General features: G+C 59.5%; 25 protein-coding genes. 7 read left to right on the top strand and 18 right to left on the bottom strand.

From position 1 onward, the window contains the following. Positions 1-223 precede the first annotated feature (223 nt). Positions 224-1,135 carry a flagellin N-terminal helical domain-containing protein gene (locus tag AC13RE_RS13045; RefSeq protein WP_132715819.1) on the bottom strand — a complete coding sequence of 304 codons (912 nt, stop codon included), beginning with the start codon at positions 1,133-1,135 and terminating at the stop codon, positions 224-226. A gap of 332 nt (positions 1,136-1,467) precedes the next feature. On the opposite strand from AC13RE_RS13045, the gene AC13RE_RS13040 reads away from it, so the two are divergent. Then, positions 1,468-3,411, top strand: coding sequence for an O-linked N-acetylglucosamine transferase, SPINDLY family protein (locus AC13RE_RS13040; protein ID WP_488563232.1), 1,944 nt, complete (start codon positions 1,468-1,470; stop codon positions 3,409-3,411). Between the two features lie 52 nt (positions 3,412-3,463). On the opposite strand, the gene fliP is transcribed toward AC13RE_RS13040, so the two are convergent. From fliP to flgF, 13 genes are all read right to left on the bottom strand, one after another. Beyond that, positions 3,464-4,222 (bottom strand): flagellar type III secretion system pore protein FliP, encoded by a 759-nt coding sequence (gene fliP / locus AC13RE_RS13035; RefSeq protein ID WP_041677216.1) that lies wholly within the window; start codon positions 4,220-4,222, stop codon positions 3,464-3,466. Then, on the bottom strand, positions 4,219-4,713 hold the full coding sequence (locus AC13RE_RS13030; RefSeq protein WP_488563231.1) for a flagellar basal body-associated FliL family protein: 495 nt from the start codon (positions 4,711-4,713) through the stop codon (positions 4,219-4,221). Before AC13RE_RS13030 ends, fliP begins: the two co-directional genes overlap by 4 nt. A gap of 23 nt (positions 4,714-4,736) precedes the next feature. Then, the gene (gene flgH / locus AC13RE_RS13025; protein ID WP_112336527.1) at positions 4,737-5,450 is read right to left on the bottom strand and encodes a flagellar basal body L-ring protein FlgH; all 714 of its coding nucleotides are present in this window, start codon (positions 5,448-5,450) and stop codon (positions 4,737-4,739) included. Then, the gene (locus AC13RE_RS13020) at positions 5,447-5,989 is read right to left on the bottom strand and encodes a MotE family protein (protein ID WP_488563230.1); all 543 of its coding nucleotides are present in this window, start codon (positions 5,987-5,989) and stop codon (positions 5,447-5,449) included. The genes flgH and AC13RE_RS13020 overlap by 4 nt, the downstream gene beginning before the upstream one ends. Then, positions 5,986-7,104, bottom strand: a complete 1,119-nt coding sequence (locus AC13RE_RS13015) for a flagellar basal body P-ring protein FlgI (protein ID WP_112397934.1) — start codon at positions 7,102-7,104, stop codon at positions 5,986-5,988. The genes AC13RE_RS13020 and AC13RE_RS13015 overlap by 4 nt, the downstream gene beginning before the upstream one ends. Beyond that, complete coding sequence (flgA, locus tag AC13RE_RS13010; protein ID WP_376766850.1) at positions 7,101-7,586, bottom strand: flagellar basal body P-ring formation chaperone FlgA; 486 nt, start codon at positions 7,584-7,586, stop codon at positions 7,101-7,103. Before flgA ends, AC13RE_RS13015 begins: the two co-directional genes overlap by 4 nt. A gap of 34 nt (positions 7,587-7,620) precedes the next feature. Next, the gene (flgG, locus tag AC13RE_RS13005; RefSeq protein ID WP_015338801.1) at positions 7,621-8,409 is read right to left on the bottom strand and encodes a flagellar basal-body rod protein FlgG; all 789 of its coding nucleotides are present in this window, start codon (positions 8,407-8,409) and stop codon (positions 7,621-7,623) included. A gap of 97 nt (positions 8,410-8,506) precedes the next feature. Then, positions 8,507-8,857 (bottom strand): flagellar hook-basal body complex protein FliE, encoded by a 351-nt coding sequence (fliE, locus tag AC13RE_RS13000; protein WP_488563229.1) that lies wholly within the window; start codon positions 8,855-8,857, stop codon positions 8,507-8,509. Further along, positions 8,854-9,270 (bottom strand): flagellar basal body rod protein FlgC, encoded by a 417-nt coding sequence (gene flgC, locus AC13RE_RS12995; protein WP_015338799.1) that lies wholly within the window; start codon positions 9,268-9,270, stop codon positions 8,854-8,856. Before flgC ends, fliE begins: the two co-directional genes overlap by 4 nt. Before the next feature lie 16 nt (positions 9,271-9,286). Beyond that, positions 9,287-9,679 carry a flagellar basal body rod protein FlgB gene (gene flgB, locus AC13RE_RS12990; protein ID WP_112336532.1) on the bottom strand — a complete coding sequence of 131 codons (393 nt, stop codon included), beginning with the start codon at positions 9,677-9,679 and terminating at the stop codon, positions 9,287-9,289. A gap of 119 nt (positions 9,680-9,798) precedes the next feature. Then, entirely contained in the window at positions 9,799-10,365 is a 567-nt protein-coding gene (locus AC13RE_RS12985; RefSeq protein WP_488563228.1) for a flagellar protein, read from the bottom strand. A 64-nt stretch (positions 10,366-10,429) separates the two neighbouring features. After that, positions 10,430-11,815: a flagellar protein export ATPase FliI gene (fliI, locus tag AC13RE_RS12980; protein ID WP_488563227.1), complete on the bottom strand. Its 1,386-nt coding sequence runs from the start codon at positions 11,813-11,815 to the stop codon at positions 10,430-10,432. Between the two features lie 12 nt (positions 11,816-11,827). Beyond that, positions 11,828-12,562, bottom strand: a complete 735-nt coding sequence (flgF, locus tag AC13RE_RS12975) for a flagellar basal-body rod protein FlgF (RefSeq protein ID WP_015338795.1) — start codon at positions 12,560-12,562, stop codon at positions 11,828-11,830. Positions 12,563-12,785: 223 nt separating this feature from the next. On the opposite strand from flgF, the gene motA reads away from it, so the two are divergent. The 6 genes from motA (at position 12,786) to AC13RE_RS12945 (ending at position 17,921) form a co-directional block, all read left to right on the top strand. Next, a complete protein-coding gene (gene motA, locus AC13RE_RS12970; protein WP_015338794.1) occupies positions 12,786-13,658 on the top strand; it encodes a flagellar motor stator protein MotA in 873 nt (290 codons plus the stop codon). 5 nt (positions 13,659-13,663) lie between these two features. After that, entirely contained in the window at positions 13,664-14,611 is a 948-nt protein-coding gene (locus tag AC13RE_RS12965) for a FliM/FliN family flagellar motor switch protein (protein ID WP_488563226.1), read from the top strand. A gap of 63 nt (positions 14,612-14,674) precedes the next feature. Next, positions 14,675-15,211, top strand: a complete 537-nt coding sequence (fliN, locus tag AC13RE_RS12960; RefSeq protein WP_488563225.1) for a flagellar motor switch protein FliN — start codon at positions 14,675-14,677, stop codon at positions 15,209-15,211. 50 nt (positions 15,212-15,261) lie between these two features. After that, positions 15,262-16,305 carry a flagellar motor switch protein FliG gene (gene fliG / locus AC13RE_RS12955; RefSeq protein WP_132715811.1) on the top strand — a complete coding sequence of 348 codons (1,044 nt, stop codon included), beginning with the start codon at positions 15,262-15,264 and terminating at the stop codon, positions 16,303-16,305. Positions 16,306-16,398: 93 nt separating this feature from the next. Then, positions 16,399-17,475, top strand: coding sequence for a flagellar biosynthesis protein FlhB (flhB, locus tag AC13RE_RS12950; RefSeq protein ID WP_488563224.1), 1,077 nt, complete (start codon positions 16,399-16,401; stop codon positions 17,473-17,475). A 5-nt stretch (positions 17,476-17,480) separates the two neighbouring features. Further along, a complete protein-coding gene (locus AC13RE_RS12945) occupies positions 17,481-17,921 on the top strand; it encodes a hypothetical protein (protein ID WP_112608109.1) in 441 nt (146 codons plus the stop codon). A 49-nt stretch (positions 17,922-17,970) separates the two neighbouring features. On the opposite strand, the gene visR is transcribed toward AC13RE_RS12945, so the two are convergent. The 4 genes from visR to AC13RE_RS12925 form a co-directional block, all read right to left on the bottom strand. Then, complete coding sequence (visR, locus tag AC13RE_RS12940; RefSeq protein ID WP_488563223.1) at positions 17,971-18,717, bottom strand: transcriptional regulator VisR; 747 nt, start codon at positions 18,715-18,717, stop codon at positions 17,971-17,973. A gap of 11 nt (positions 18,718-18,728) precedes the next feature. Continuing rightward, positions 18,729-19,466, bottom strand: a complete 738-nt coding sequence (gene visN / locus AC13RE_RS12935; protein WP_488563222.1) for a transcriptional regulator VisN — start codon at positions 19,464-19,466, stop codon at positions 18,729-18,731. 521 nt (positions 19,467-19,987) lie between these two features. Continuing rightward, complete coding sequence (fliF, locus tag AC13RE_RS12930) at positions 19,988-21,664, bottom strand: flagellar basal-body MS-ring/collar protein FliF (protein ID WP_132715807.1); 1,677 nt, start codon at positions 21,662-21,664, stop codon at positions 19,988-19,990. A 164-nt stretch (positions 21,665-21,828) separates the two neighbouring features. Next, positions 21,829-22,242: a hypothetical protein gene (locus AC13RE_RS12925; RefSeq protein WP_488563221.1), complete on the bottom strand. Its 414-nt coding sequence runs from the start codon at positions 22,240-22,242 to the stop codon at positions 21,829-21,831. Positions 22,243-22,252: the final 10 nt, after the last annotated feature.

Below are 22,252 nucleotides of genomic sequence, written 5' to 3'. Positions count from 1 at the left end.
GGACATTCCGGACCTAAAACCGGTAACGGCATTCAGCATCATGCCTGTTAACCAAAATCGTTAAGGTTAACTCGCCGCTTCGATGGTCCTAAGAAACAGCAATATAGTTAAGAAAAGCTGAACTGGCTTGAGGCAAAAAATATAAAAAAAACCGCGCCTTAGACAGGCGCGGTTAACTTGTTGTTTAGGATTTTCGACCAACGCGCTGCGTTGGTTCTTCCTATTAACGGAAGAGCGACAGGATCGACTGGTTCGAGGAGTTGGCGATCGAGAGCGACTGGATGGCCAGCTGCTGCTGCGTTTGCAGAGCGGACAGCTTGCTCGATTCCTGTTCCATGTTGGCGTCAACCAGCTTGCCCACACCCGACTGGATCGAGTCGGAAAGCGAGGAAGCGAAGCTCGTCTGCAGATCGATGCGGCTGGAGACAGAGCCCAGCTTCGAGCCGAGGCTGGTCATGGAGTTGAGAGCGGTCTGAACCATGTTCAGGGCGCTGGAGATCTGGCCGGTCGTCATGCTGGAGATGTCGAGGCTGAAGACCGAAGCGCCAACCGAGCCATCCGACGTACCCAGGATGCCCGAAGTCGTGTCGATCGTGCCGGCGCTCGAGCCGAACAGAACGTTGCCGGTCGCGCCGGTGTCGAAGGCGTAGGAGGTCGTGCTGACGGAAACGGTGCCGTTGGTGCCGCGGATGAAGGAGGAGACGACCGAAGCGGAGTCGCCGTTCTGAGCCATGACCCAGTTTTCGCCGTTGAACGAAGCCGACTGGGCGACGCTCTGCAGCTGCTGCTGCAGCTGGCCGATTTCTTCCTGAACAGCCTTCTTGTCAACCGAGCCTTCCATGGCGGTAGCAAGCTTGCTCTTGATCTGGCCGACGATGTCGATGGCGCTGCTGACGGCCGTCGAAGCGGTGTCGACCTTTGCGGCGCCGAGGCCGAGAGCGTCGGAAACCGCGCCGATGGCGCTGTTGTCGGACTTCATGCTGGTGGCGATCGACCAATAAGCAGCGTTGTCAGAAGCCTTGGAGATGCGCAGGCCCGAAGAAACAGCGGCCTGGGTGTCCTGCAGGTTGCTGCTGATACCGCGCAGCGTCTGGAGAGCGGCCATTGCGGAATTGTTGGTGATAATGCTGGTCATAGGAGTGTCCCCTGGAAACTGGATACAAAAGGAGGACATACCGGACTGAAATACCGGCGATGACGGAGCAGCTTCATGCCCCTCGATCCGTTTTCCTAGAGGACCAAACCCGTCATGTCGCAAGGAAAGTCGCATCCATTGCTTGCCAATTTCTTAAATTCGATCCGCCGGTAAGCGGCTCTCCGGAACGTAGCTAAAAATGCGTAAAGGCATTTTCCGCCGCTGCTTCGGTTTCAGGCAAGCTACGTGCGCGAAGATCGGGCGGAATCCATGATTCCGGCACTCGGCCCTTGGCGAGTGCCAGTTCAACATTCCGCTTGGAGTTCTCGCTCGTGAATACGAAAAATGCCTTTTCGACAGCGTCCGGTTTCTATCAGAAGGGACAGTATACGCGCGCGCTCGAGACCCTGAACGAGCTGCTTAACGTCGACAGGTCGCCAAAGACCTATGCATTGCTGGCGAAAACATTGCTCAAGCTCGGCTTCAGATCGGATGCGGCGAGCGCGTATGAACTGGCCGGGCGGCAAAAGCCGCAGCGCGACGACTATCTTCGCGAGGCGCTGCTGCTTCATAGCGAATGCGGCAATGACGATCAGGCTCTCGCAGTCGGCAACCTGATCCTTCCAATGGCGTTTAAGGATCCGGAGATTGCCTTCATCCTCGCTCGCATTTTCCTCGGCCGACAGCAGAAAGAACTCCTGACCAGCTTCAAGACGATACTGGTCGAGGGACCGGAGCTCAAGCATCGGCTCATGGCAGCGAAACTGCTTACCGACGATCTCTATGACGCAAGCAACCGACACCTCGTTGCGACGCTGTTCAAGAAACACCCCGACAGCATTGTCACGCGCATACTCCATCTGATCTTTGCTCGAGAGATATCCGATCTCGCGGCTGTCGACAGACACATAGCGCCGATCACAGCGGCACTGGCAAAGGGCAATCTCGACTATGTGATCCCGGACAATCCCTTCTTCCACCTGCATTGGTGTGGCGATGAAGCAATCAATAAGCATGCGGTCCACGACACAAAACCCCTGCCCGCCGGCCATGCCGAGGCTCGTCGCAAGTTGCCACACACGTGGAGCAACAAGATCCGCGTCGGTTATCTCTCGTCCGATTTCTGGCCCGGCCACGCGACAATGAAGCTGATGCAGCGGACCCTGGAGTTGCACGACAGGGATCGGTTCGAGATCACCCTCTTCGACCATTCGGATCTCGCTTCCCAGAAGGAGCAGCCGTTCGACCATCAGCAGTGGGGAACAATGGTCGACGTTCGCAGCCTGTCTGATCAGGGCACAGCAGAGGCGATCCGCGCTCGGAATATCGACATTCTTGTCGATCTCAAGGGGCACACCAAAGGAAGCCGCGCGGCTATCCTCAATCATATGGCCGCTCCGATCCAAGTTTCCTGGCTCGGTTTTCCGGGCTCCGTCGTCAATATCGATCTCGACTACATTATCGGTGATCCTTATGTGCTTCCGGATCATTCGAAGGCGCATTTCCACGAGAAATTCTGCCGGCTGCCCGAATGCTACCAGCCGAACGATCCGCTCAACCGCCCCAAGCCGCGGCCGACGACGCGCGCGCAACACGAACTGCCCGAAGACGCCTTCGTCTTCGCCTCCTTCAACGGCAACCGCAAGATCACCTCACAAATGGTCGACGTGTGGTGCAACATTCTGAAGCGCAGCAAGAACAGCGTCCTTTGGCTACTCTGCAACGGTCCCCGCGCAGAGGCCAATCTCTGGGCACGTCTAGAAGCGCGTGGCATCAGCCGCAAGCGAGTCATCTTCACCACCCGCATTCGCTACGAGGATCACATCGACCGCCAGCAGCTGGCCGATCTCGGCCTCGATACCTTCCCCGTCAACGGCCATACGACCACGTCGGAACAGCTGTGGGGCGGTCTGCCGGTCCTCACGGTGAAGGGCACCAACTTCGCCTCACGCGTCAGCGAAAGCCTGCTGAATGCGATCGGCCTGCCCGAGCTGGTGGCCGCAGACATCCAGGCTTATGAGGACATGGCCGTGCAGCTCGCCGAGCAACCGGAGCGTATCGCTGAATTCAAGCAAATTCTGGCTGCCAATCGCTCCATCAAACCGCTCTTCGATGCGGAACGCTTCACGCAGCATCTGGAGACGGCTTTCGAAATGATGGCGGCGCGGGCCAAGCAGGGACTGGCACCCGATCACATCGACGTGCCGGCCGTACCGGAGCGCTCAGAACCGTTCATGGAAGATGACCGGAACTCGGCTGCGATCGCGGCCGAGTAAGCTTCAGCGATCATCGGGGCTGTGCCTCCGATGATCGCCTTACGCTTTCATATCAATGGAAAGAGCGGACCAGGCTGCCGACCAAAAGGTTCCAGCCGTCGATCAGCACGAAGAAGAGAATCTTGAACGGCAGCGAGATCGAGGTCGGCGGCAGCATCATCATGCCCATCGCCATGACGATGGTCGACACGATCAGATCAATGACGAGAAACGGCAGTACCACCAGGAAGCCGATTTCGAAGCCGCGGCGGATCTCCGAGATCATGAAGGCCGGGATCAGAACGCGGTAATCGATCTTGTTGTCGACCACCGTCGACTGGCCGCGTTCCTTCGCCAGATCGACGAAAAGCTTCAGGTCCTTGTCGCGCGTATTGTTCGACATGAAGGTGCGGAAAGGCTCGGCAATGCGCTGCACCGCGTCGGCTTCCGAAACCTGGTTGGCAAGCAGCGGCTGCACGCCATCCTTCCAGGCCTGATCGAAGGTCGGCGACATGACATAAAACGTCATGAACAGCGAAAGACTCAGCAGGATCATGTTCGACGGCGTCGTTGCGAGGCCCATGCCGGTGCGCAGGATCGAAAAGGCGATGATGAAGCGCGGAAAGCTCGTCACCATGATCAGGATACCCGGCGCGATCGACAGGATCGTCAGGAGCCCGAAGGTACGGATGATCCAGGCAGCAACCGAGCCGTTGACCGGCGCGTTCAGAAGATCGGTGGGAAGCTGCTGCGACAATTGCTGCGCCGCCGCCAGTTCAGGCGACAAGGCAGCAATCACGAATATAAATAGAGCAAGTGCTGGCCGACTCATTCGATCACGAAAGTTCTGAACATCACTTTCGATACTCGTCCTTCCGAGCGCAGGTCAACACGCTCCTGGATGTCATCCCGAAGATATTGCAGGCCACGGGCGCCTTCGATCTGCTGCAGGGAGACCGTGCGGATATAGGCGAGGATGTCCTGATGGATCGCCTGGGCAAGCTGAGCGTCGGGCGGCCCTTTGAAAACGAGCGCAAGCTCCAGCCTGATCCAGTTCTGCGAGGGATAAGCGAGGTTGACGGTGATCGGATCCAGCGTGATGGTGCCGGTTGCCTGGGCGGCGGCTGCAGCCTGCTTGCCGTCGCCGCCAGCCTTTGCCGTCGCCTGCACCGCAGCGGTGGCCTGCTTGATCCGCGGCGCCACCATGGTTCCCAGTACCCAGCCTCCGCCGCCGCCGAGTACGGTGAGTACCAGCAGCCCGGCGACCATCATGATCAGCGACGATCCCTTGCCCTTTGCCGATTCGTCTGCGACTGCTGCCATATCCCTATCCGTTCGCTATCAAATCAGAGCGGCGAGAGCAGGTCGACCGCCTGCTGCCCTCTCGGCGGCTGCTGTATTTCTGTCAGGCGGCCGCGGCCGCCATAGGAAATGCGGGCCTCGGCAATCTTGTCGTAGGAAATGGTATTATCGGACGTCACGTCCTGCGGCCGGACGATGCCGGCGACATTGAGAATGCGAATTTCCTGATTCATGCGCACTTCCTGCGAGCCGCTGATCATCAGGTTGCCGTTTTCGAGAATGCCCGTCACGACGGCAGCGACCAGAAGATTGATTTGCTCGGAGCGCTGCATCTTGCCCTTGCTGTCGGTGCTGGTGTCGGAGCCCGAGGTGGCGTCGGCGTTGGTGGCAGGCCTCCAGCCAAAAATCTTGGCCGAAATATCCCAATTCATATCGCTCTTGTTCGTGCGATTGCGATTGGTCTCGTTGTCCCAGTTCGCCTTGTCGTTGATCTGGATCGTGACGGTCAGGATGTCGCCGACATTGAGCGCGCGCGAATCCTTGAACAAAGCGGCCTGCGAATCGTTCCAGAGCGAATAGCCCTGCGCGACCTGATGCGGCCGCTTCGGATATTGCGACATCTGCGGCGTCTGAGCATATTGCAGGCCGCTGCCGATCGGACTCATGGCAGGCGCCCTGCCGATTTCCCTGAGGGCCTGCGACTGGCAACCGGCGAGAAAGACGACGATTGCGCAGGCGGCCGTAAGACGCGTGTTCATGAGGGGTCCTTCGACTTCGATGTATTCGGGTCGGATGCGCTGGCGATGATATTGGTGATGACCGCCGCCTTTTTCGCATCCATCTCTGCAAGAATGAGGCTCGACTGGCGCGCGGAGAGCTTCATGATGATTGCCGCCGCCACGACGGTTCTGACATCATTGAGGCTGGCTGCGGCCGCATCCGGCTTCATGTTCTTGTAGATATCGACCAGGCCTAGATCCGCGGTCTTGAGGAAGTCATCACGCTTTTTCAGCCAGTCTTCGTATTCGGCCTTGCGCTTGTCCATGGTGGCAATGCGCTGATCGACGTCCGCCTGGAGTTTTTCCAGTTCCTGCTTTTGCAGCAGATAGCGTTGGTCCCGTGCTGGATCGGCGATATTGGTGCAGAACTGGCGGATCTCATCCTGGCTGGAAGCCGGATCGGCGGCGACCGGTTTCGGCGCTTCCTGCGCTTGAGCCACACCGAGCGACAGGAGCAGGGCTGCCGTTGCGAGGCTGCAGCCGATCAGCATATTTCTGGCAATGGCGTTCGGGATCATTGCAGCACGAGCTCCGCTTGCAGGGCGCCGGCCGACTTGATGCCTTGCAGGATGGCGATGATGCCGTCCGGCTTGACGCCGATATTGTTGAGGCCTGCGACCAGCGTCTTCAGGTCGGGCCCTTCCAGCACAGCCACACGACCGCCGCTCTTGGTGGCAGTGATATCGGTCTGGTCCTGGATCGCCGTCTGGCCATCGGAGAAGGGTTCTGGCTGGATCACCTGCGGGTTCTCGCTCACCTGCACGGTCAGCGTTCCGTAGCTGACGGCGACCGGCGAGACGCGGACGTCGGCGCCAATGACGATCGTACCCGTGCGCTCGTTGATGACGACCTTGGCTGGCGTGTCGGTCTGAACATTGAGATTTTCGATATCGGCCATCAGCCGCGCCAGGTCGGCCATCTTCGGCTTGGCGATCGTGACTTCCTGCGAATCCTTGGCTTCTGCGATCGGCGCGCCAAACCGCGAAGTCGCCCAGGTATTGACCGTGTCGGAAATGCGGATCGATGTCGAGAAATCCGGATTGCGCAGCTGCAGGACCAGATTGACGGAATCCTTGAAACGCGACGGCAGTTCACGCTCGATGATGGCACCGCCGGGCACGCGGCCAGCCGTGGTAACACCCTCGGTCACCGTGGCGGCAGCACCCTGTGCCTGGAAGCCGGATACGATGACGGAGCCCTGCGCCACGGCATAGATCTGTCCATCAGCGCCGCTCAGCGAAGTCATGATCAGCGTGCCTCCGCGGAGCGACGTCGCATCGCCGAGCGAGCTGACCGTCACGTCGATGCGGCTGCCCGGGCTTGCAAAGGGCGGCAGGTTCGCCGTCACCATGACGGCTGCAGTGTTCTTGGCGGCGGACTGGCCGCCTTGCGTCGAGATGCCGAGGTTCTGCAGCATCGCGCGCATGGACTGCTCGGTGAAAGGCGAGGAACGCAGGCCGTCGCCGGTCCCCTGGAGACCGACGATCAGACCGTAGCCGATCAGCTGGTTGTCGCGGCCGGATTGCAACGATGCGATATCCTTGATGCGCGATTGCATCGCGAGCGCCGGATCGGCGACGATCAGGCTCGGTAATGCGAATAGGACTGCGAGTAATTGACGAAGCCGTTTCATTTCGCGACCACGCGTATCGTGCCGTTTTGGAGGACCGTGCCATTGACGATGATGCCGGAGTCCATGTTGCGGGCGCGGATATTGTCGCCGACGGCGCCGTCATCCAGCGGCGTGCCCGCCGCGGTGATCGTCATGCTGCCCATGCTCATCACCAGACGTACATTGGAGCCGCGCGTTACCGCATATGGCTGGCGCAGCGCGGAAATGGAAATGGTGCGGCCGGGAAGCAGCGTGCGCTTCGAGACCAGGCCGGTCACCTCGCGGAGCCGCTTGGCATAGTCACCGCTCAGATTGGGGTTGGTGACATCAACCTCTTCGAGCTGACCGCTGGTGATGATATCGCCCGGATAGATCGTCTCGGTCGGCACTACGGCAGTTCCGAAACTTCCTCCATCGGTGCTCTGCGCACCGGCGGGTGTAGGCGACGCAAATACGACGGAGAGGCTCGCTGCGGCGAACCATGCCATTGCCAAGCTTTTCATCCGGCGAAACCTCATGTTTGGCCCGTCCCTCTCGTTACTTCAGGTTCTTGCTGACGACCTGCGCCATTTCGTCGGCCGTGGTAATGACCTTCGAATTCATCTCATAGGCGCGCTGCGCGGTGATCAGATCGGTGATTTCCTTGACCGGATCGACGTTCGACGATTCGAGATAGAATTGCTTCATGTAGCCGAAGCCGTTCTGGTTGGGATCTGAGACAACCGGATCGCCGGAGGCCGGCGTCTGCGTGAAGAGGTTGCTGCCCATCGGCTGCAGGCCCGCTTCGTTGACGAAATTGGCGATCTGCAACTGGCCGAGTACCGTCGGCGTCGTCGCCGTGCCGATGATTGCAGAAACCTGGCCGGACTGGCTGACGGTGAGGCTGGTGGCATTGTTCGGAACGGTAATGCCCGGCGCCAACGTGTTGCCATCGGGCGTGACGATCTGGCCGGTATCACTTCTGTTGAAAGAGCCGGCGCGGGTGTAGGCTATCGTGCGGTCGGGCATCTGGATCTGGAACCAGCCGCGACCGACCAGGGCGATATCGAGATCGTTCTGCGTCTGCGAGAGTTGGCCCTGGACCTGGATGTTGCGTACGGCCACGGTCTGCACGCCGAGACCGATATTGGCGCCTTCCGGCACCACCGCCTGGTTCGGCCTGTTGGCAATGCCCTTGGCGCGTTCCGTTTGATAAAGAAGATCGGAAAACTCGGCGCGCGAGCGCTTGTAACCCGTCGTGTTGATGTTCGCGATGTTGTTCGCGATCACTTCGAGATTGGTCTGCTGGGCGTCCATGCCCGTCGCGGCAATTGCGAGCGCTCTCATGCTTTCGTCCTTCGAGCCAGGGCGGAATCTCCGAAGCCGCGAAGCGGCCTGCGAACAACTCACGCCAAATCAAATAATTAGAGCGGAGAACCCCGCACTAGATCTGCATCTTCGTAATATCGAGAAACGCCGAGACCACCTTGTCGCGCAGTGCGATCGCGGTCTGCAGGGTCTGATCGGCCTGCATGACCTTGTCGACCACCTCGCGGGTGCTCATCGTGCCCTTGATACCGGCAAAGGAGGCGTTTTCAGCATCCTTCAGCGAATTGATGGAATCCTTCGCGACATTCGACATGACGGACGCGAAGCTCATTCCGGCATCTACGCCCGCGGCAACGGCCGGCGAGGCGTTCAGCGCGCCGGAAGCGGCGGAGGTCACATCGGTGGCGATGCTGCCAAGGCCGCGGGTCGCCGAGAGGGAGGCTACATTCTTAATCGCGTCGATCATTGGTTCTTCAGCAAATCAATAGTGGAGGAGATGAGATCACGGGCCTGTCTGACCGTCTGCAGGTTGGCCTCGTATGAACGGTTGGCCTCCCGCATGTCGGCCATCTCGACCAGAACGTTGACGTTGGGCATCTTGACGTAGCCCTTCTGGTCGGCGGCAGGATTACTGGGATCGTATTCTTCGACGAACCTGCCCGTGTCCTCGCCGAGCTTCTTGACACCGACCGTGGTCAGGCCATTGGTGCGATCCATCTCGGCACCGAACGTCACGGTCTTGCGCCGATAAGGATCGGCACCCGGCGTGTCGCCCGTCGAGCGGGCATTGGCGATATTTTCGGAGACGATACGCAGGCGAGTCGATTGAGCCTCCAGGCCGGAGCCTGCAATTTTCAATGCGGCTGATAAGGGGTCCATGACATCTTCACTTCATCTATTGTTTTACGGCCATCAACATCATGCGATGAAAGGAGCCGACGAGGGCGGTGTTCAAGCTGTACTGCCGCTTGATGTCACCGGCCTTGGCGAGCTCGTCCTCCAGGCCGACGGTGTTACCCGACTCCTGGACACCAATTTCCTGGTTGAGCGGCGCCTCTTCGACGTTGACGTTGCCGCTCGTGCTGAATTCGTTGCCCGAAAGATGCGCAGGGCTGGTCCGGACCATGTTGACGTTCTGGTTGTCCAGAACCGCCTGGAACGGCGTGACATCCTTGGCGTGAAACTTCGGGGTATTGGCATTGGCGATATTGCCGGCAACAACCTGCTGACGCACCTGGAGCCACTCCGCTTGCCGCGAGGCCAGGTCAAAGAGCTGAATGGGTTGCATGGGCTTCTCTCCGTTCTTACACTGTGAATCTAGCGGGATAATCTTGCGTGGGACTTGCGGGAAATGCGTTCCTGTAAAGTCTTCGAAGTGCCTGAAATCCAGGCGATTCCGTGCTTGCCTCAATTGCTGCCGTAGACATCGCCCGTCGAGGTGACGATGACCCATTTTCCTTCCCGCTGCTCGATCGAAGCCAGCCGGCTGCTGTCGGGTAGAAGCGATCCGACACGGACGACATACATGCCGGTGTCGTCCTCAATCAGAGCGCGGCCGTTGGCGACATGCAGCAGCTGGAAGGCAGACTTGCCGGGGAACGGCTGCTGATCGGCCGGGGGCCCCTTGTCATCCTCGCGGCCGGTATTGCTGACCGTTGCCGTCGTCAGCGGATCGGGGATGAGATCCTTCGGTTGCGAGGGATTCTTGTTGACCATGGCAAGCGGCGACACACTGACAACGGCGCGGCCAGGCCAGTTGGGCAGATCGCGGGTGCGATCGCCTTCGGCCACCTGGATGCCGAACTTCTCCGGGTTCAGAAAGACATACCAGGGAAAGAAGGCCGAGGCACCGGCCAGCGCCAGGCCGGTAAAGGCCAGAGCCCTGTCCGCAACAGTTCGCCTTCTCGCCGATTTCGGCGGGGCGACCGGTTCGTCTGCTTCGGATTCTCTCACTTGCGGCCTCTTTCTCAGCATGACGTTCAGCAATCTTCGACAGGCTTGCGGACAGGAAAAAACGAGATCGTGCGACGGACGGCCATCACTTGGCCCTGGCGGGAACGCCGCCCGAAGCATTCCTGAGGGCCGTCGCAAGATCGGTGAAAGCATCCGCCGACGGCTCTTCGCCGGGCGTCTGCTTCAGTATGTCGTAGATGATCGGCACCTGGCGCACCGCGATATCGAGATCGGCGTCGGCGCCCTGGCGATAGCCGCCGATCAGACGCAGATCGCGCGTTTCCTCGTAGCGATGCACCAATGCCTTCAGGCGCGAAACCAGCTTTTCCTGATCCGAAGTCCAGGCCTTGCGCGCTAAGCGCGACACGGATGCCAGCGGGTCGATCGGCGGATAGCGTCCCTCTTCGGCGAGGCTACGCTGCAGCACGATGTGACCGTCGAGGATGCCACGGGTGGAATCTGCGATCGGGTCGTTATGATTGTCGCCATCGACCAGGATGGAGATGATGGCGGTGATGGTGCCGGTCCCCTCCGGCCCCGGGCCTGCCCGCTCGAGAAGCCGTGGCAGTTCGGTAAAGACGGATGCCGGATATCCGCGCGCGATCGGCGGCTCGCCGGAAGCAGTCGCCACTTCGCGGATGGCATGGGCGAAGCGGGTGACGCTGTCGACGATCAGGAGAACGTTATCGCCCCTGTCGCGGAAATGCTCGGCAATAGTGATGGCCGAAAGCGGCGCCATCTTACGCAGCATCGGACTTTCGTCACTGGTCGCAACGACGGCGACCGACTTCTGCATGTGGGAACCCAGCGTATCCTCGATGAATTCGCGCACTTCGCGGCCGCGTTCGCCGACGAGCGCGATCACCACCTTGTCGAAAGCATCGGCCCTCGCCAGCATCGACAGCAGCGTCGACTTGCCGACGCCGGAGCCGGCGAAGATGCCGAGGCGCTGGCCGAGGCAGAGCGGCGAGAAGATATCGATAGCGCGAACGCCGGTTTTGAAGCCGGTTTCAACACGCTTGCGCATCATCGACGGCGGCGCCGTATTCGCGATCGAGCGCGCTTCCAGACCCGATGTCAGGGGACCAAGGCCATCGATCGGCTCGCCGAGCGAGTTGATCGTGCGGCCGCACCAGCTGTCGTCGGGCGCGATACGGAAAGCACCCTTGCGGATGATGGTGTCCTGGATGCCGATCGGCTCGCCCGGCTCGATCGGACAGACATAGGTGAGTTCCGGTTCGACACGGACGACTTCGCCGAGATGGACGCCGGTCGGCGACCGATGCGCGACGAAATCGCCGAGACGCACCTGCCTGGAAAGACCGGCAACCGTATAGTGTCCAGCGGCGATGGTGCGCACATGACCGCCATGGGCCACGGCATTCTCCGCCAGCGCATATTGGCCCGCCAGGACGGCCATATGCGAAAGCTTCGGCGACAGCGCGCCCTCCGGCAACCGATCCTCGGCCATGACAAGCCCTCTTTACTGGCTGCCGCCAAGGGTTTTGATGGCGTCGGTGAGCGTGCCTTCGCTACTGCTGGTGAGCGTGCTGATATTGTCGAAGGCACGGCTGACCTCGATAAGATTGGTCATTTCCCGCATGCCGTTGACGTTGGAGTTTTCGAGGTAGCCCTGTGCAATCCCGATGCTCGAGCGATCGATCACCGGCTGCGGCGTATCGGTCGGCAGGATGCCGCTGTTTTCGTAGCGCAGGAAACCCTTGCTGACATCGGCGCTATAGAGGCCGATCTGACCCATGCTCCGGCCATTCTGCGTGATCGTGCCGTTCGACGCGACGCTCGGCGGACCGCCGGCGGGGTCGAGCTGGATCGGCGCACCGCCCGGATCGAGGACCGGGAAGCCGCGCGTGGAAACCAGCGCGCCGCTTTCGGTCATGGTGAAGCGGCCGTCGCGCGTCAGCACCAGGCCGGCCGGCGTATTCATGCCGAAATAGGCATCCCCCTTGACGGCAAAATCGAAGAGATTGCCGGTGTTTTGAAGTTCGCCATTGTCGGTAGAGAGATAATCATTGCCCTGAGAGACGAAGGCGACCTTGGCGTTGAGCTTGTTTTCCGTATTGCTGAGGACCTGATCGAACTTGACCTCGGTGCCACGGAAGCCCGTCGTGTTCACGTTCGCCAGATTGTCGGCGATCGTCGTCAGACGCCGCTCGAGCGCCATCTGGGATGACAGCGCGACATAAATACCAGACTGCATTTTCAACGCCCTCCGGACATTGGAGAATAACGGGAAAGGAAACGCCGAAGGCGCTCCTACATTTCGTTAGCGGGGCATGGATGCCCTTACCCGCCATCCTGCAGGGCTTGGCTTGTGCGAAGCTGACAAGGCAAAAAGGATGTTCGGAGACCCATCGAACAGCCTCACGCAAGGCAGGTCCCCTAGTTCATCATATGAAGCAACGTTCAGGTGTGGACCGACGATGAATATTATTATCGGATTTGTAGTGACCTGCGGCTGCATCATAGGCAGCTTCATGGCTATGGGCGGAGATGTAGGCGCGCTGTTCCAGCCTTTCGAATTCGTCATTATCGCAGGCGCCGGTCTCGGCGGCTTCATCATGGCCAATCCGATGAAGGTGGTGAAGGATTCCGGCAAAGCGCTCGGAGAGGCCTTCCGCCACGCGGTTCCCAAGGAGCGCGACTATCTCGATACGCTCGGGGTACTCTATGCCCTGATGCGCGACCTGCGCACCAAGTCGCGCAACGAGATCGAAGCCCATATCGACAATCCCGATGAATCGGCGATCTTCAAGGCTGCTCCGACGGTATTGAAGAACAAGGATCTGACGGCTTTCATCTGCGACTATGTCCGGCTCATCATCATCGGCAATGCCCGCTCGCACGAGATCGAGGCACTGATGGACGAAGAGCTCGAAACGATGCAGCACGACAAGATGAAGCCCTATCATTCGATCACGATCATGGGCGATTCCTTCCCGGCGATCGGTATCGTCGCTGCCGTTCTCGGCGTCATCAAGGCCATGAGCCACATCAACGAATCACCCGAGGTGCTCGGTCATCTCATCGGTTCGGCGCTGGTTGGCACCTTCCTCGGCATTATCCTGTCCTATTCCGTCTGCGCACCGTTGGTTTCCCAGATCAAGGTTGTGCGCAACAAGCAGCATCGCCTCTACGTCATCGTGAAGCAGACGCTGCTGGCCTACATGAACGGATCGGTGCCGCAGGTCGCCCTCGAATACGGCCGCAAGACCATCTCTTCCTACGAACGTCCATCGATCGATGCCGTCGAGCAGGAAATGATGAACCCCGGTGGTGAGAGCAAGGCAGCCTGACGAATATGAGCCAGCAATCATCGCACAGAGCACAGACGATGGACCGCACCCTTTTTGCCAAGCTTACAGGCAATCTCGGCGATCAGGCGACGCTTGCGAAACTCGGCACCGCCTTCGCCCAGGTCTATGCCGAATTCCTGCCCGACATCATCAAGACCGAGACGGGCCTGGTCATCAACATCGCCTATGCCGGCCATCAGTCCGGCTCGATGAACGAGCTGATTGCCGGGCTCGGTGGCCATCATGCGCTGGTCAACGGTTCGTTGCGCAACTGGGCCCCTAACTTCATCCTCGGCTGCGGCGCCGGCTTTATCATGACGCTGATGGAGCATATGCTGGGCGCGCGCGCTGAAGATATGGAAGCGCCGGTCGCGCGGCCACTTTCAGTGATCGAACTCGATCTTTCCGTCATGGTGTTCGAAAAGATCGCCAAAGTGCTTCGCTCGGCGGTGAACGCAGCCGGCGGTTTCGAGCCCTACCTCGATCCGCCCTACAATATCGAGGACCGCCCGGCGGCCATCGGTGACAACGGTAACGAGTTTGCCGCTGCGATCACGATGACGATCTCGCTCGGCAAGTCGATTTCGCAGATCGTTATCATCGCACCGCAACGCGACCTGCTGCGCACCGTCGTCAGCACGCCTCGCGCCAAGAACCCGACGGCCGCTTCCCAGACATGGGCGGAGCAGCTCAGCGAACAGGTTCGCCGCTCGCAGGTAACGCTCGAGGCGCGAGTTCGGCTCGAATCGCTGACGCTCGATACCATTTCCAAGCTCGCGGTCGGCGATGTCATTCCCTTTATGGATCATAGCGGCGACGTCCGGGTCGAGGTCAGCGCCAACAGCAAAGACCTCTACATTTGCGAATTCGGCCGCTCTGGCGAAAATTATACCGTGCGCGTCAAGGACAACGTCAATTCCGATGACGAGCTTCTTCGACACTTGATGAATTGATCTGCTGGCGTGTGAGCCCACTCACGGCAGCTTGAGGCAAGTTTCAACTGGAATAGTGATTTCATGGCTACGAAGACGACACAGCAAAGCAGCGAGGAATCGCTCGACATTTCGAACAGCGATGCCGCCTTGGACGAGGCCATCGATGGTCTGCGGGGCGTCCTGAAGAAAGACAATGACGGCAGCCTGCCCGACTTTGAGACCGACGCATTCGGCGCCGAAACGGGCACGGACCTTTCCACCTTCGGCGATTTCAGCGACGACAATTCCACTCCGGCCTTCGATGACGGCGAGTTCGGCGTCGCTTCCGCGGCGGCCGCACCGGCTGCTCCCGGCAGCGCGCTGACCGCCAATATGGACCTGATCATGGACATCCCGATCGACGTCCAGATCGTGCTCGGCAGCAGCCGCATGCCGGTATCCGGCCTGATGAACCTGACTGAAGGCGCCATCATCGCACTCGACAAGAAGATCGGCGAGCCGGTCGAGATTACCGTGAACGGCCGCAAAATCGGCCGGGGCGAGATTACCGTTCTGGAACATGACGACACCAGATTCGGCATCAAGCTCACTGAAATTTATAACGCGAAGAAAAGCTGAACCCTGCTCATGACGAGCCCACTCCCCCTTGCGGGACGGAGACGAAGACCATGATGGACTTTGACGATTTCAGCGGCGCGATCGCCGAGAAACCGTTATCTCAGACTGAAAAGGCAGCCGCCGTCCTTCTCGCCATGGGCAAGCAAGTGGCTGGACGGCTGCTGAAATACTTCACGCAGAACGAGCTGCAGATGATCATCGCCTCGGCGCAATCACTGCGAGTTATTCCGCCGGACGAGCTGGCGCAGCTCGTGGCGGAATTCGAGGACCTCTTCACCGAGGGCGCCGGCCTCATGGATAACGCCAAGGCCATCGAGAGCATTCTCGAAGAGGGCCTGACGCCCGACGAGGTCGACAGTCTGCTCGGCCGCCGTACCGCCTTCCAGGCTTACGAGACCTCCATCTGGGATCGCCTGGGCGAGGCCGATCCGGTCTTCGTTGCCAAGTTCTTCCTGCGCGAGCATCCTCAGACGATCGCCTATGTGCTCTCCATGATGCCTTCGGCCTTCGGTGCCAAGATCCTGCTGCAGCTTCCCGAGGCACAGCGCGCCGACATCATGAACCGCACGGTCAACATCAAGGATGTCAGCCCGAAGGCTGCCCAAATCATCGAAAACCGCGTGCTCGGGCTGATGGCGGAGATCGACACAGAGCGCAACGCCTCCGGTTCCACGAAGGTCGCCGACCTGATGAACGAACTCGACAAGCCGGTCGTCGATACCCTGCTGAGCTCGCTGGAATCGATCAACAAGGAATCGGTCGAGAAGGTTCGCCCGAAGATCTTCCTCTTCGACGATCTCACGCGCATGCCGCAGCCGAGCCGCGTCCTGCTGCTCAACGACATCGCCGCCGACATCCTGACGATGGCGCTGCGGGGATCCGGCAACGAGATCCGGGAGATCGTGCTGTCCTCGATCAGCCCGCGTCAGCGCCGCATGATCGAATCCGACCTGCAGATGGGCAATGCCGGCATCAATCCGCGCGAAATCGCCATTGCCCGGCGTGCCATCGCCCAGGAAGCCATTCGTCTGGCCAACTCCGGCCAGATCGAGCTCAAGGCCAAGGAAAATACGCCTGTGGAAGAAGCCGCATAAACGCGGCGCGACTCAGCCAAAACATCGTAAACAGATGATCTGAGGGCCGCGTATCATGCGCGGCCTCTTTCCGTTTCGCAAAGGGCGGCTGCTTTGGCTGACGAAGACAAGGACAGTAAAACAGAAAAACCGACGGAGAAAAAACTCCGCGATACGATCGAGAAAGGCAATGTCCCCCACTCCAGGGAGGCGACGCTCTTTGCTTCCATGCTCGCGACTGTCATCTACGTCACCTTCTTTCTGCCAGAACGCATGGGCCGCATGGGCGAGGTTTTACGCGACCTCTTCGAAAAGCCGGATCAATGGCAGCTGGAAACGGGCCCGGACGCCATATCGCTGTTTACGCGCATAGGCTGGGAAGTCGGCAACATGGTGCTGCCGGCCGTGGCGCTCTTCTTCGTCTTCGGGATCGGCGCCTCGATCTTCCAGAACCTGCCGACCCCCGTTCTCGAACGAATCAGGCCACAGTTTTCCCGCATATCGCCGGCCAAAGGGTTCACGCGCATCTTCAGCGCCACCGGCCTGGTGGAATTCGGCAAATCCCTCGCGAAAATCGTGCTTGTCAGCATCGTCATGTTTTTTGTGCTGCGCAGCCAGTATTTCCACGCGATCGATTCGATGGTGTCCGACCCACAGACCATCTTCGTGCGGCTCTCGACGATCGTTCAGCGCATCCTGATCATCGTGCTGCTGGCGACCATCGTCGTTGGCATCGCCGACCTGCTGTGGAGCCGCCACCACTGGTTCGACCAATTGAAGATGACGAAGCAGGAGGTCAAGGACGAACACAAGCAGTCGCAGGGTGACCCGATCGTCAAGTCGCGCCAGCGCTCGATCGCGCGTGACCGCGCTCGCCGCCGCATGATGAAACAGGTGCCACGCGCCACGCTCATCATCGCCAACCCGACCCACTTTGCCGTCGCGCTACGCTATGTGCGCGAGGAAAACGACGCGCCCGTCGTCGTTGCCAAGGGCCAGGATCTTATTGCCTTGAAAATCAGGGAGATAGCTGAGGCTAACAATATTCCCGTTTTCGAAGATCCGCCGCTCGCACGCTCCATGTTTGCGCAAGTCTCGGTTGATAGCGTCATACCATCAGCATTTTACAAAGCTGTCGCAGAGCTCATCCATCGGGTCTATGCGGCGCAGACGAAAAAACGGGTACGATAAACCAAATGAAAAAATGCCCCTACTCTGCCCAACGCGAACAAATATTAGCCGAAGCCATTAGCCCGGTCGCAAGCGAACTGCGCCTTCTCGATGCCGCCGATCTGATCTCGCTGCTGCGCTTCGAACGATATGGCAATCTCGGTGATCTCGTGGCCTCGGCGGCTGAGCTTTATTTTCTTCCCGGCACGGTCAACTTCGGGCTCGGCGGCGACTATAAGCTCGAGTGGGGCGGGCCGGCGGAAGTGACACTCGATCTGGAGATCAAGCCGCGGGGCATCACCATCTATGCCAAGCTCGCGCTGACGGAACATCATGCGGGCATCGAAATCAGCCATATCGCCTTCGACAAGGCCTCGTCCGACCCGGACGAAAATACGGCGCTGCTTGCACGCAGCCTGAGAGACGCACGTTATCTCGTTCGCGGCGAAGCGGCACACGCAGTCTGAAAAATTTAGCGTTGCAAGACTTGCGAGGATGATCCGTTTCGGCGCAGCGTCAGCTTATGTAGCCGAAGCGGATCGCCTTTGCGATTGCCTGGATGCGGTTGACGCTATCGAGCTTGATCGTCGCCGATCCGAGATAGGCATTGACCGTATGCACCGACAATCCCAGCTTCTCGGCAATCTCCTCGCTGATGCGCCCATCGCCGGCAAGCTGCAGACAGGCGATTTCGCGCTCGCTCAGCGCTTCGGCGGCCTGTGACCGGCGTTCATCCAGTGACAGGAGCTCCATCATGAGCTGGCAGCTGCGGCCGTGCAGCTCGACGATCATATCGCTCGAAAGATCCATGAACTTGGCCGTGAAGACGGTATAGCCATTGCCGACGGCACCGAGCCGCGCGGGAAAGGCAACGCCGGCAAAGGGCAGGAGATGCGGCTTCAGGCGCTGCGTGAAGGCGGCAAAATCCGGCGTCTCGGCCGTGCTGTCGCTATCGCGCCCGTTCCACATCAGCGGCAGCAGCGATTTGTCGATATGCTCGATCAGCGCTTCGCCATAGGCCTCCACGAAGGATTTGCCGACGACCGAGTTGGCCGAGCCCCAATTATCGAGCTCGCATACCAGGCGCTGCTTATGCGGGAGGCCTGAGCCGTGCAGCCGATAAACGGCGAAATGCTGCGCATCGATCAGCTTCTGCATCGACACGAGCTTCGGGTACAGGTCGGAGCGGCCGGAGATCCGCCCGGAACGGGTAAGCCGTGATTCGGTCGGCATACCCATTGTCCTGTCTGGCTGATAGCGCATCCGGTCGGCCCTTAAACGAGATTGTTGCGCACGGCGAAGGCGATCGCTTCCGAGCGGGTCTTGGTCGCGGTCTTGCGCATTACACTGGTGATGTAGTTATTGATGGTATTGCGCGAGATCCCGAGAATCATGGCGATCTCGTCGCTCGTCTTGCCTTCGGCGATCCAGAACAGGCATTCCAGTTCGCGCTCGGTCAGCTCGAAATCGCGCTCAAGCTTACCCTCGAAGCAACGCGTCGAGCTGGCGAGATAGCCGGCCAGGAGGCCGACGTCCCTCAGCCGCTCGGGCGACAGTACTGCCGCTTCATTCGCCAGCAGCAGCAACGAGAAGCGTGTTCGGCCAACATTGAACGTCAGGGCGTGATACTGACGGCCTATACCTTCAGGCAGCGCGATATCATCCGGCAGGGCCGCCAGGCTCGGCTGAAACAGCGCCATGCATTTTTCCAGCTCGCCGATACGGCCATACCCGCTCGTCAGTTCCGTCGCCAGACGCCGGACGAGATCGAAGGGCCAATCGGAGGCAATCACGAAGTCGAGGCCGCTTTCCTGGATGAGATCGGATCGAACCAGAAGATAATGGGAGGCACCGGCATAGCTCGCCAAGGCATGAAGGCCGGCTTGCAGATAGGCAGGGCCGGAAACGGCACCCAGCTGCAGAACAAGTTGCTCGCGCGAGATGGCTCTGGCGGGCACGCTCGATCGCGCATCCCTATCGCCTTTGCTTACCTGCGATATCTGCATGTCCATACTTGCATTTCCTGCCGCTGTTGGACGATCGGCCGTCAACGAGAGCATTGTTTCGTCAGAACCCAATCCCTTCACCTCAGAGAACCGGCGACGTATCTGGACGAAACATCGAAGCCCGGTCTTTCTCGACCGCGGCACAGATACATCCCGGCGGGTTCGGGAAGGTGAGCATAGCTCGCCTCTGAATTCGACATCCGCAATCGTGTCGGCATACATCGCCGCAAACACAAACCGCGAACCATGGACTAAATCTTTCCGCTTTGAACTCTACGAACTTAGACATGCGAAACGCCGAAAAGCGGGCCGAATCGTTCCGTTTATTCATGTATTACGCAATAAGCACAGTATTTGTAAGTCGATTCTCCACACCCAACAACTGTATGTCCTTTGAATTCCATCTTACGAACACGTCAATTCGGCTTATAGCGACTAATTAATCACAGGTTCAAATCGACGGCGCGGCAGGCTCCAATGCCACCTGTCGAGACAAAAAAAGACCGGGAGATTTCCCGGTCCTTTCATCAGGCTGCCTGGTCGACGGCCCATTTTCTGAGGATCTTTGCTGCGCGCTCTTCGCTGATTTCCACCATGCGGGACAGGCGGCGCTCCGGCCCTTCCTTGACGCGGCGGTTGAAGGTGCCGGCATCGTCGCCCATGGTCAGCAGATCGTCGGTGCTGTCGAAACCGAAGTCCGAGCCGAAGCCGTCCATGAGAGCCGCACCGGGGCCACCCACTGCCGGTGCGAAGTCCGGCAGCTCGAGGCCGGCCGCTTCCGGCAGCGCTGCGCCGCCATTTGCACCACCAAGCGAGCGGATCAGCGGACGGAAGCCCATCCAGATGATGAGGACAGCGACGGCGACGAAGGCCAGCGAGTTGATGATGCCAGCCATGTTGCGGCTCAGCATGTCGGTGATGCTGAAGCTGGAGGACGTATCTTCAAGCAGCTGACTGTCGAGGAAATTCATGGCATTGACGGTGACGATGTCGCCGCGGGCCGGATCGACGCCCGCTGCTGTTGCGACGATCTTCTGCATCTCGGCGATATAGGCATCGACCTTCGCCTGGTCGGCACCTTCGCCGACCATTTGCGCGATGCGACCCTTGTTGACCACCACCGCGACGGAGAGCTTTTCGATCTTGTAGCTGTTGCGGGTCGTGGCCGTCGTCTTGCTGTTGATTTCGTAGTTGGTCTGCTCCTCGCGCTTGTCGGACTGGTCGTTCGACGTCGGCGAGTTGCCACCGGATTTCGGAGCCGCCTGCGGGATATTCTGCTCCACGGTGGCTGCTGTGTCCGGCTGGCTTTGCTGCGACTTCTGCGCTTCCTTAACTGTGCGAACGGAGCGCTCGACCTTCGAGTCGGGATCGAAGGTGGTTTCCTGCACCTGCTGACTGTCGGTATTCAGCTGCGCCGTCACACTGGAACGGAAATTGTCCATGCCGAGGAAGGGCGCCAAGGCTTTGTCGATGTTGGATTCAACTTCGCTCTGGACATTCTGCACAATGCCGAGATTGCGGCTCAGCGCTCCGTTGCCAGGATCGTCTCCCGATGCGAGGAGCTGGCCCGTGGAATCGAGGATGGTGACGTCGTCGACTTCCAGGCCGGGAACGGCGGAGGCGACGAGATGGCGGATAGCCGAAGCCGATTTGCGGGCAGCCTCCGCACTCGCGCGGATCATGACCGATGCCGTCGGCTTCTGATCCGCCTTCCGGAAGTTGCCGACATCCTGCATGACGATGTGGACGCGGGCAGCGCTGATGCCGGCGATAGAAGTGATGGTGCGACTGATTTCACCCTCGAGAGCACGCACGCGGGTAACTTCCTGCATGAAGGAAGTCAGACCGAGCGAACCAACATTGTCGAACAGCTCATAGCCGGCTTTGCCGCTCGTCGGCAGGCCGCGCTCGGCGAGAAGCGCGCGGGCCTTGCCGGTCATGCCTGCCGGAACGGTCAGGCTGGAGCCGTCCGTACCGACCTGGAAATTGATCTTGGCTTCAGCGAGCGCGATGCTGATCTGATTGAGATCCGTCGGGTCCAGGCCGACATACAGCGTCTCCTGAGCGGGCTTATTGACGTAGAGGGCCGCCAAAAGGATCAGCAGCACGGAGGCGGCGCCTACGCCTCCCATGATCATCAGCCGCGTTCTCCCGAGATTCTGCAGATTCCGAAACAGGGGAACTAATTGATTTAACAGATTCATTCTGTTCTCGCACGATTCGTCAAAGACCTGATGGCTTTGTAACCTGCTGCGAAAATAGAAATCGAAACTTGTGCGAGCGTTTCGTCCGGCCAGAAGAGCCCAGAAAAAAGGCGGAAAGAATCGGAAGATTATATAAGAAAAACAGTATCTATCGTCGACGGCAGCTAGAAGAAGTCGAAATCGCCGGCAGCCTTTGCCATGGGTTGGACCAGGGGCTGGGCCATGGACGGGGAATGCGCATGAAAACTGCTGCCGCCAAGCGCCCTTTGCATTTCTGTGAGCTTGACGAGGCTCAGCGCCGTTGCCAGATCCACCGTCCAGGCCTCGGGCATAGCTCCGGCAATGGTATCGATGAATTCGGCGATGCCGCGCGTCTTCTGCACCGCAAGATCGATGCCCTGGACGACCTTCACGGCCTCCGGCGAGGCCAGTATATTGGCATCGCTGATGTCAAGCAGCTGAGGTTCGACGCGTTCGATCAGATAGGCGATGTCATGCAATTCGGAAACGATGCGCAGAAGGATAGCCGGAAGCGTCTCCTCGATGGCAGCCGTCTCAACGTGCTGAAAGGGGGTCATGCACTTGCCT

This window comes from Martinezella sp. CNPSo 3959 (assembly GCF_057784355.1).
Note: the sequence above shows the minus strand (reverse complement) of the source record. Positions and strands in the feature narration are given on the sequence as shown.

Excerpts from the sequence above, each read along its gene's own strand:
- AC13RE_RS13045 (WP_132715819.1), bottom strand. The coding sequence starts at position 1,135 with ATGACCAGCATTATCACCAACAATTCCGCAATGGCCGCTCTCCAGACG.
- fliP (WP_041677216.1), bottom strand. The coding sequence starts at position 4,222 with ATGAGTCGGCCAGCACTTGCTCTATTTATATTCGTGATTGCTGCCTTG.
- AC13RE_RS13030 (WP_488563231.1), bottom strand. The coding sequence starts at position 4,713 with ATGGCAGCAGTCGCAGACGAATCGGCAAAGGGCAAGGGATCGTCGCTG.
- flgH (WP_112336527.1), bottom strand. The coding sequence starts at position 5,450 with ATGAACACGCGTCTTACGGCCGCCTGCGCAATCGTCGTCTTTCTCGCC.
- AC13RE_RS13020 (WP_488563230.1), bottom strand. The coding sequence starts at position 5,989 with ATGATCCCGAACGCCATTGCCAGAAATATGCTGATCGGCTGCAGCCTC.
- AC13RE_RS13015 (WP_112397934.1), bottom strand. The coding sequence starts at position 7,104 with ATGAAACGGCTTCGTCAATTACTCGCAGTCCTATTCGCATTACCGAGC.
- flgA (WP_376766850.1), bottom strand. The coding sequence starts at position 7,586 with ATGAAAAGCTTGGCAATGGCATGGTTCGCCGCAGCGAGCCTCTCCGTC.
- flgG (WP_015338801.1), bottom strand. The coding sequence starts at position 8,409 with ATGAGAGCGCTCGCAATTGCCGCGACGGGCATGGACGCCCAGCAGACC.
- fliE (WP_488563229.1), bottom strand. The coding sequence starts at position 8,857 with ATGATCGACGCGATTAAGAATGTAGCCTCCCTCTCGGCGACCCGCGGC.
- flgC (WP_015338799.1), bottom strand. The coding sequence starts at position 9,270 with ATGGACCCCTTATCAGCCGCATTGAAAATTGCAGGCTCCGGCCTGGAG.
- flgB (WP_112336532.1), bottom strand. The coding sequence starts at position 9,679 with ATGCAACCCATTCAGCTCTTTGACCTGGCCTCGCGGCAAGCGGAGTGG.
- AC13RE_RS12985 (WP_488563228.1), bottom strand. The coding sequence starts at position 10,365 with ATGCTGAGAAAGAGGCCGCAAGTGAGAGAATCCGAAGCAGACGAACCG.
- fliI (WP_488563227.1), bottom strand. The coding sequence starts at position 11,815 with ATGGCCGAGGATCGGTTGCCGGAGGGCGCGCTGTCGCCGAAGCTTTCG.
- flgF (WP_015338795.1), bottom strand. The coding sequence starts at position 12,562 with ATGCAGTCTGGTATTTATGTCGCGCTGTCATCCCAGATGGCGCTCGAG.
- motA (WP_015338794.1), top strand. The coding sequence starts at position 12,786 with ATGAATATTATTATCGGATTTGTAGTGACCTGCGGCTGCATCATAGGC.
- AC13RE_RS12965 (WP_488563226.1), top strand. The coding sequence starts at position 13,664 with ATGAGCCAGCAATCATCGCACAGAGCACAGACGATGGACCGCACCCTT.
- fliN (WP_488563225.1), top strand. The coding sequence starts at position 14,675 with ATGGCTACGAAGACGACACAGCAAAGCAGCGAGGAATCGCTCGACATT.
- fliG (WP_132715811.1), top strand. The coding sequence starts at position 15,262 with ATGATGGACTTTGACGATTTCAGCGGCGCGATCGCCGAGAAACCGTTA.
- AC13RE_RS12945 (WP_112608109.1), top strand. The coding sequence starts at position 17,481 with ATGAAAAAATGCCCCTACTCTGCCCAACGCGAACAAATATTAGCCGAA.
- visR (WP_488563223.1), bottom strand. The coding sequence starts at position 18,717 with ATGCGCTATCAGCCAGACAGGACAATGGGTATGCCGACCGAATCACGG.
- visN (WP_488563222.1), bottom strand. The coding sequence starts at position 19,466 with ATGGACATGCAGATATCGCAGGTAAGCAAAGGCGATAGGGATGCGCGA.
- fliF (WP_132715807.1), bottom strand. The coding sequence starts at position 21,664 with ATGAATCTGTTAAATCAATTAGTTCCCCTGTTTCGGAATCTGCAGAAT.
- AC13RE_RS12925 (WP_488563221.1), bottom strand. The coding sequence starts at position 22,242 with ATGACCCCCTTTCAGCACGTTGAGACGGCTGCCATCGAGGAGACGCTT.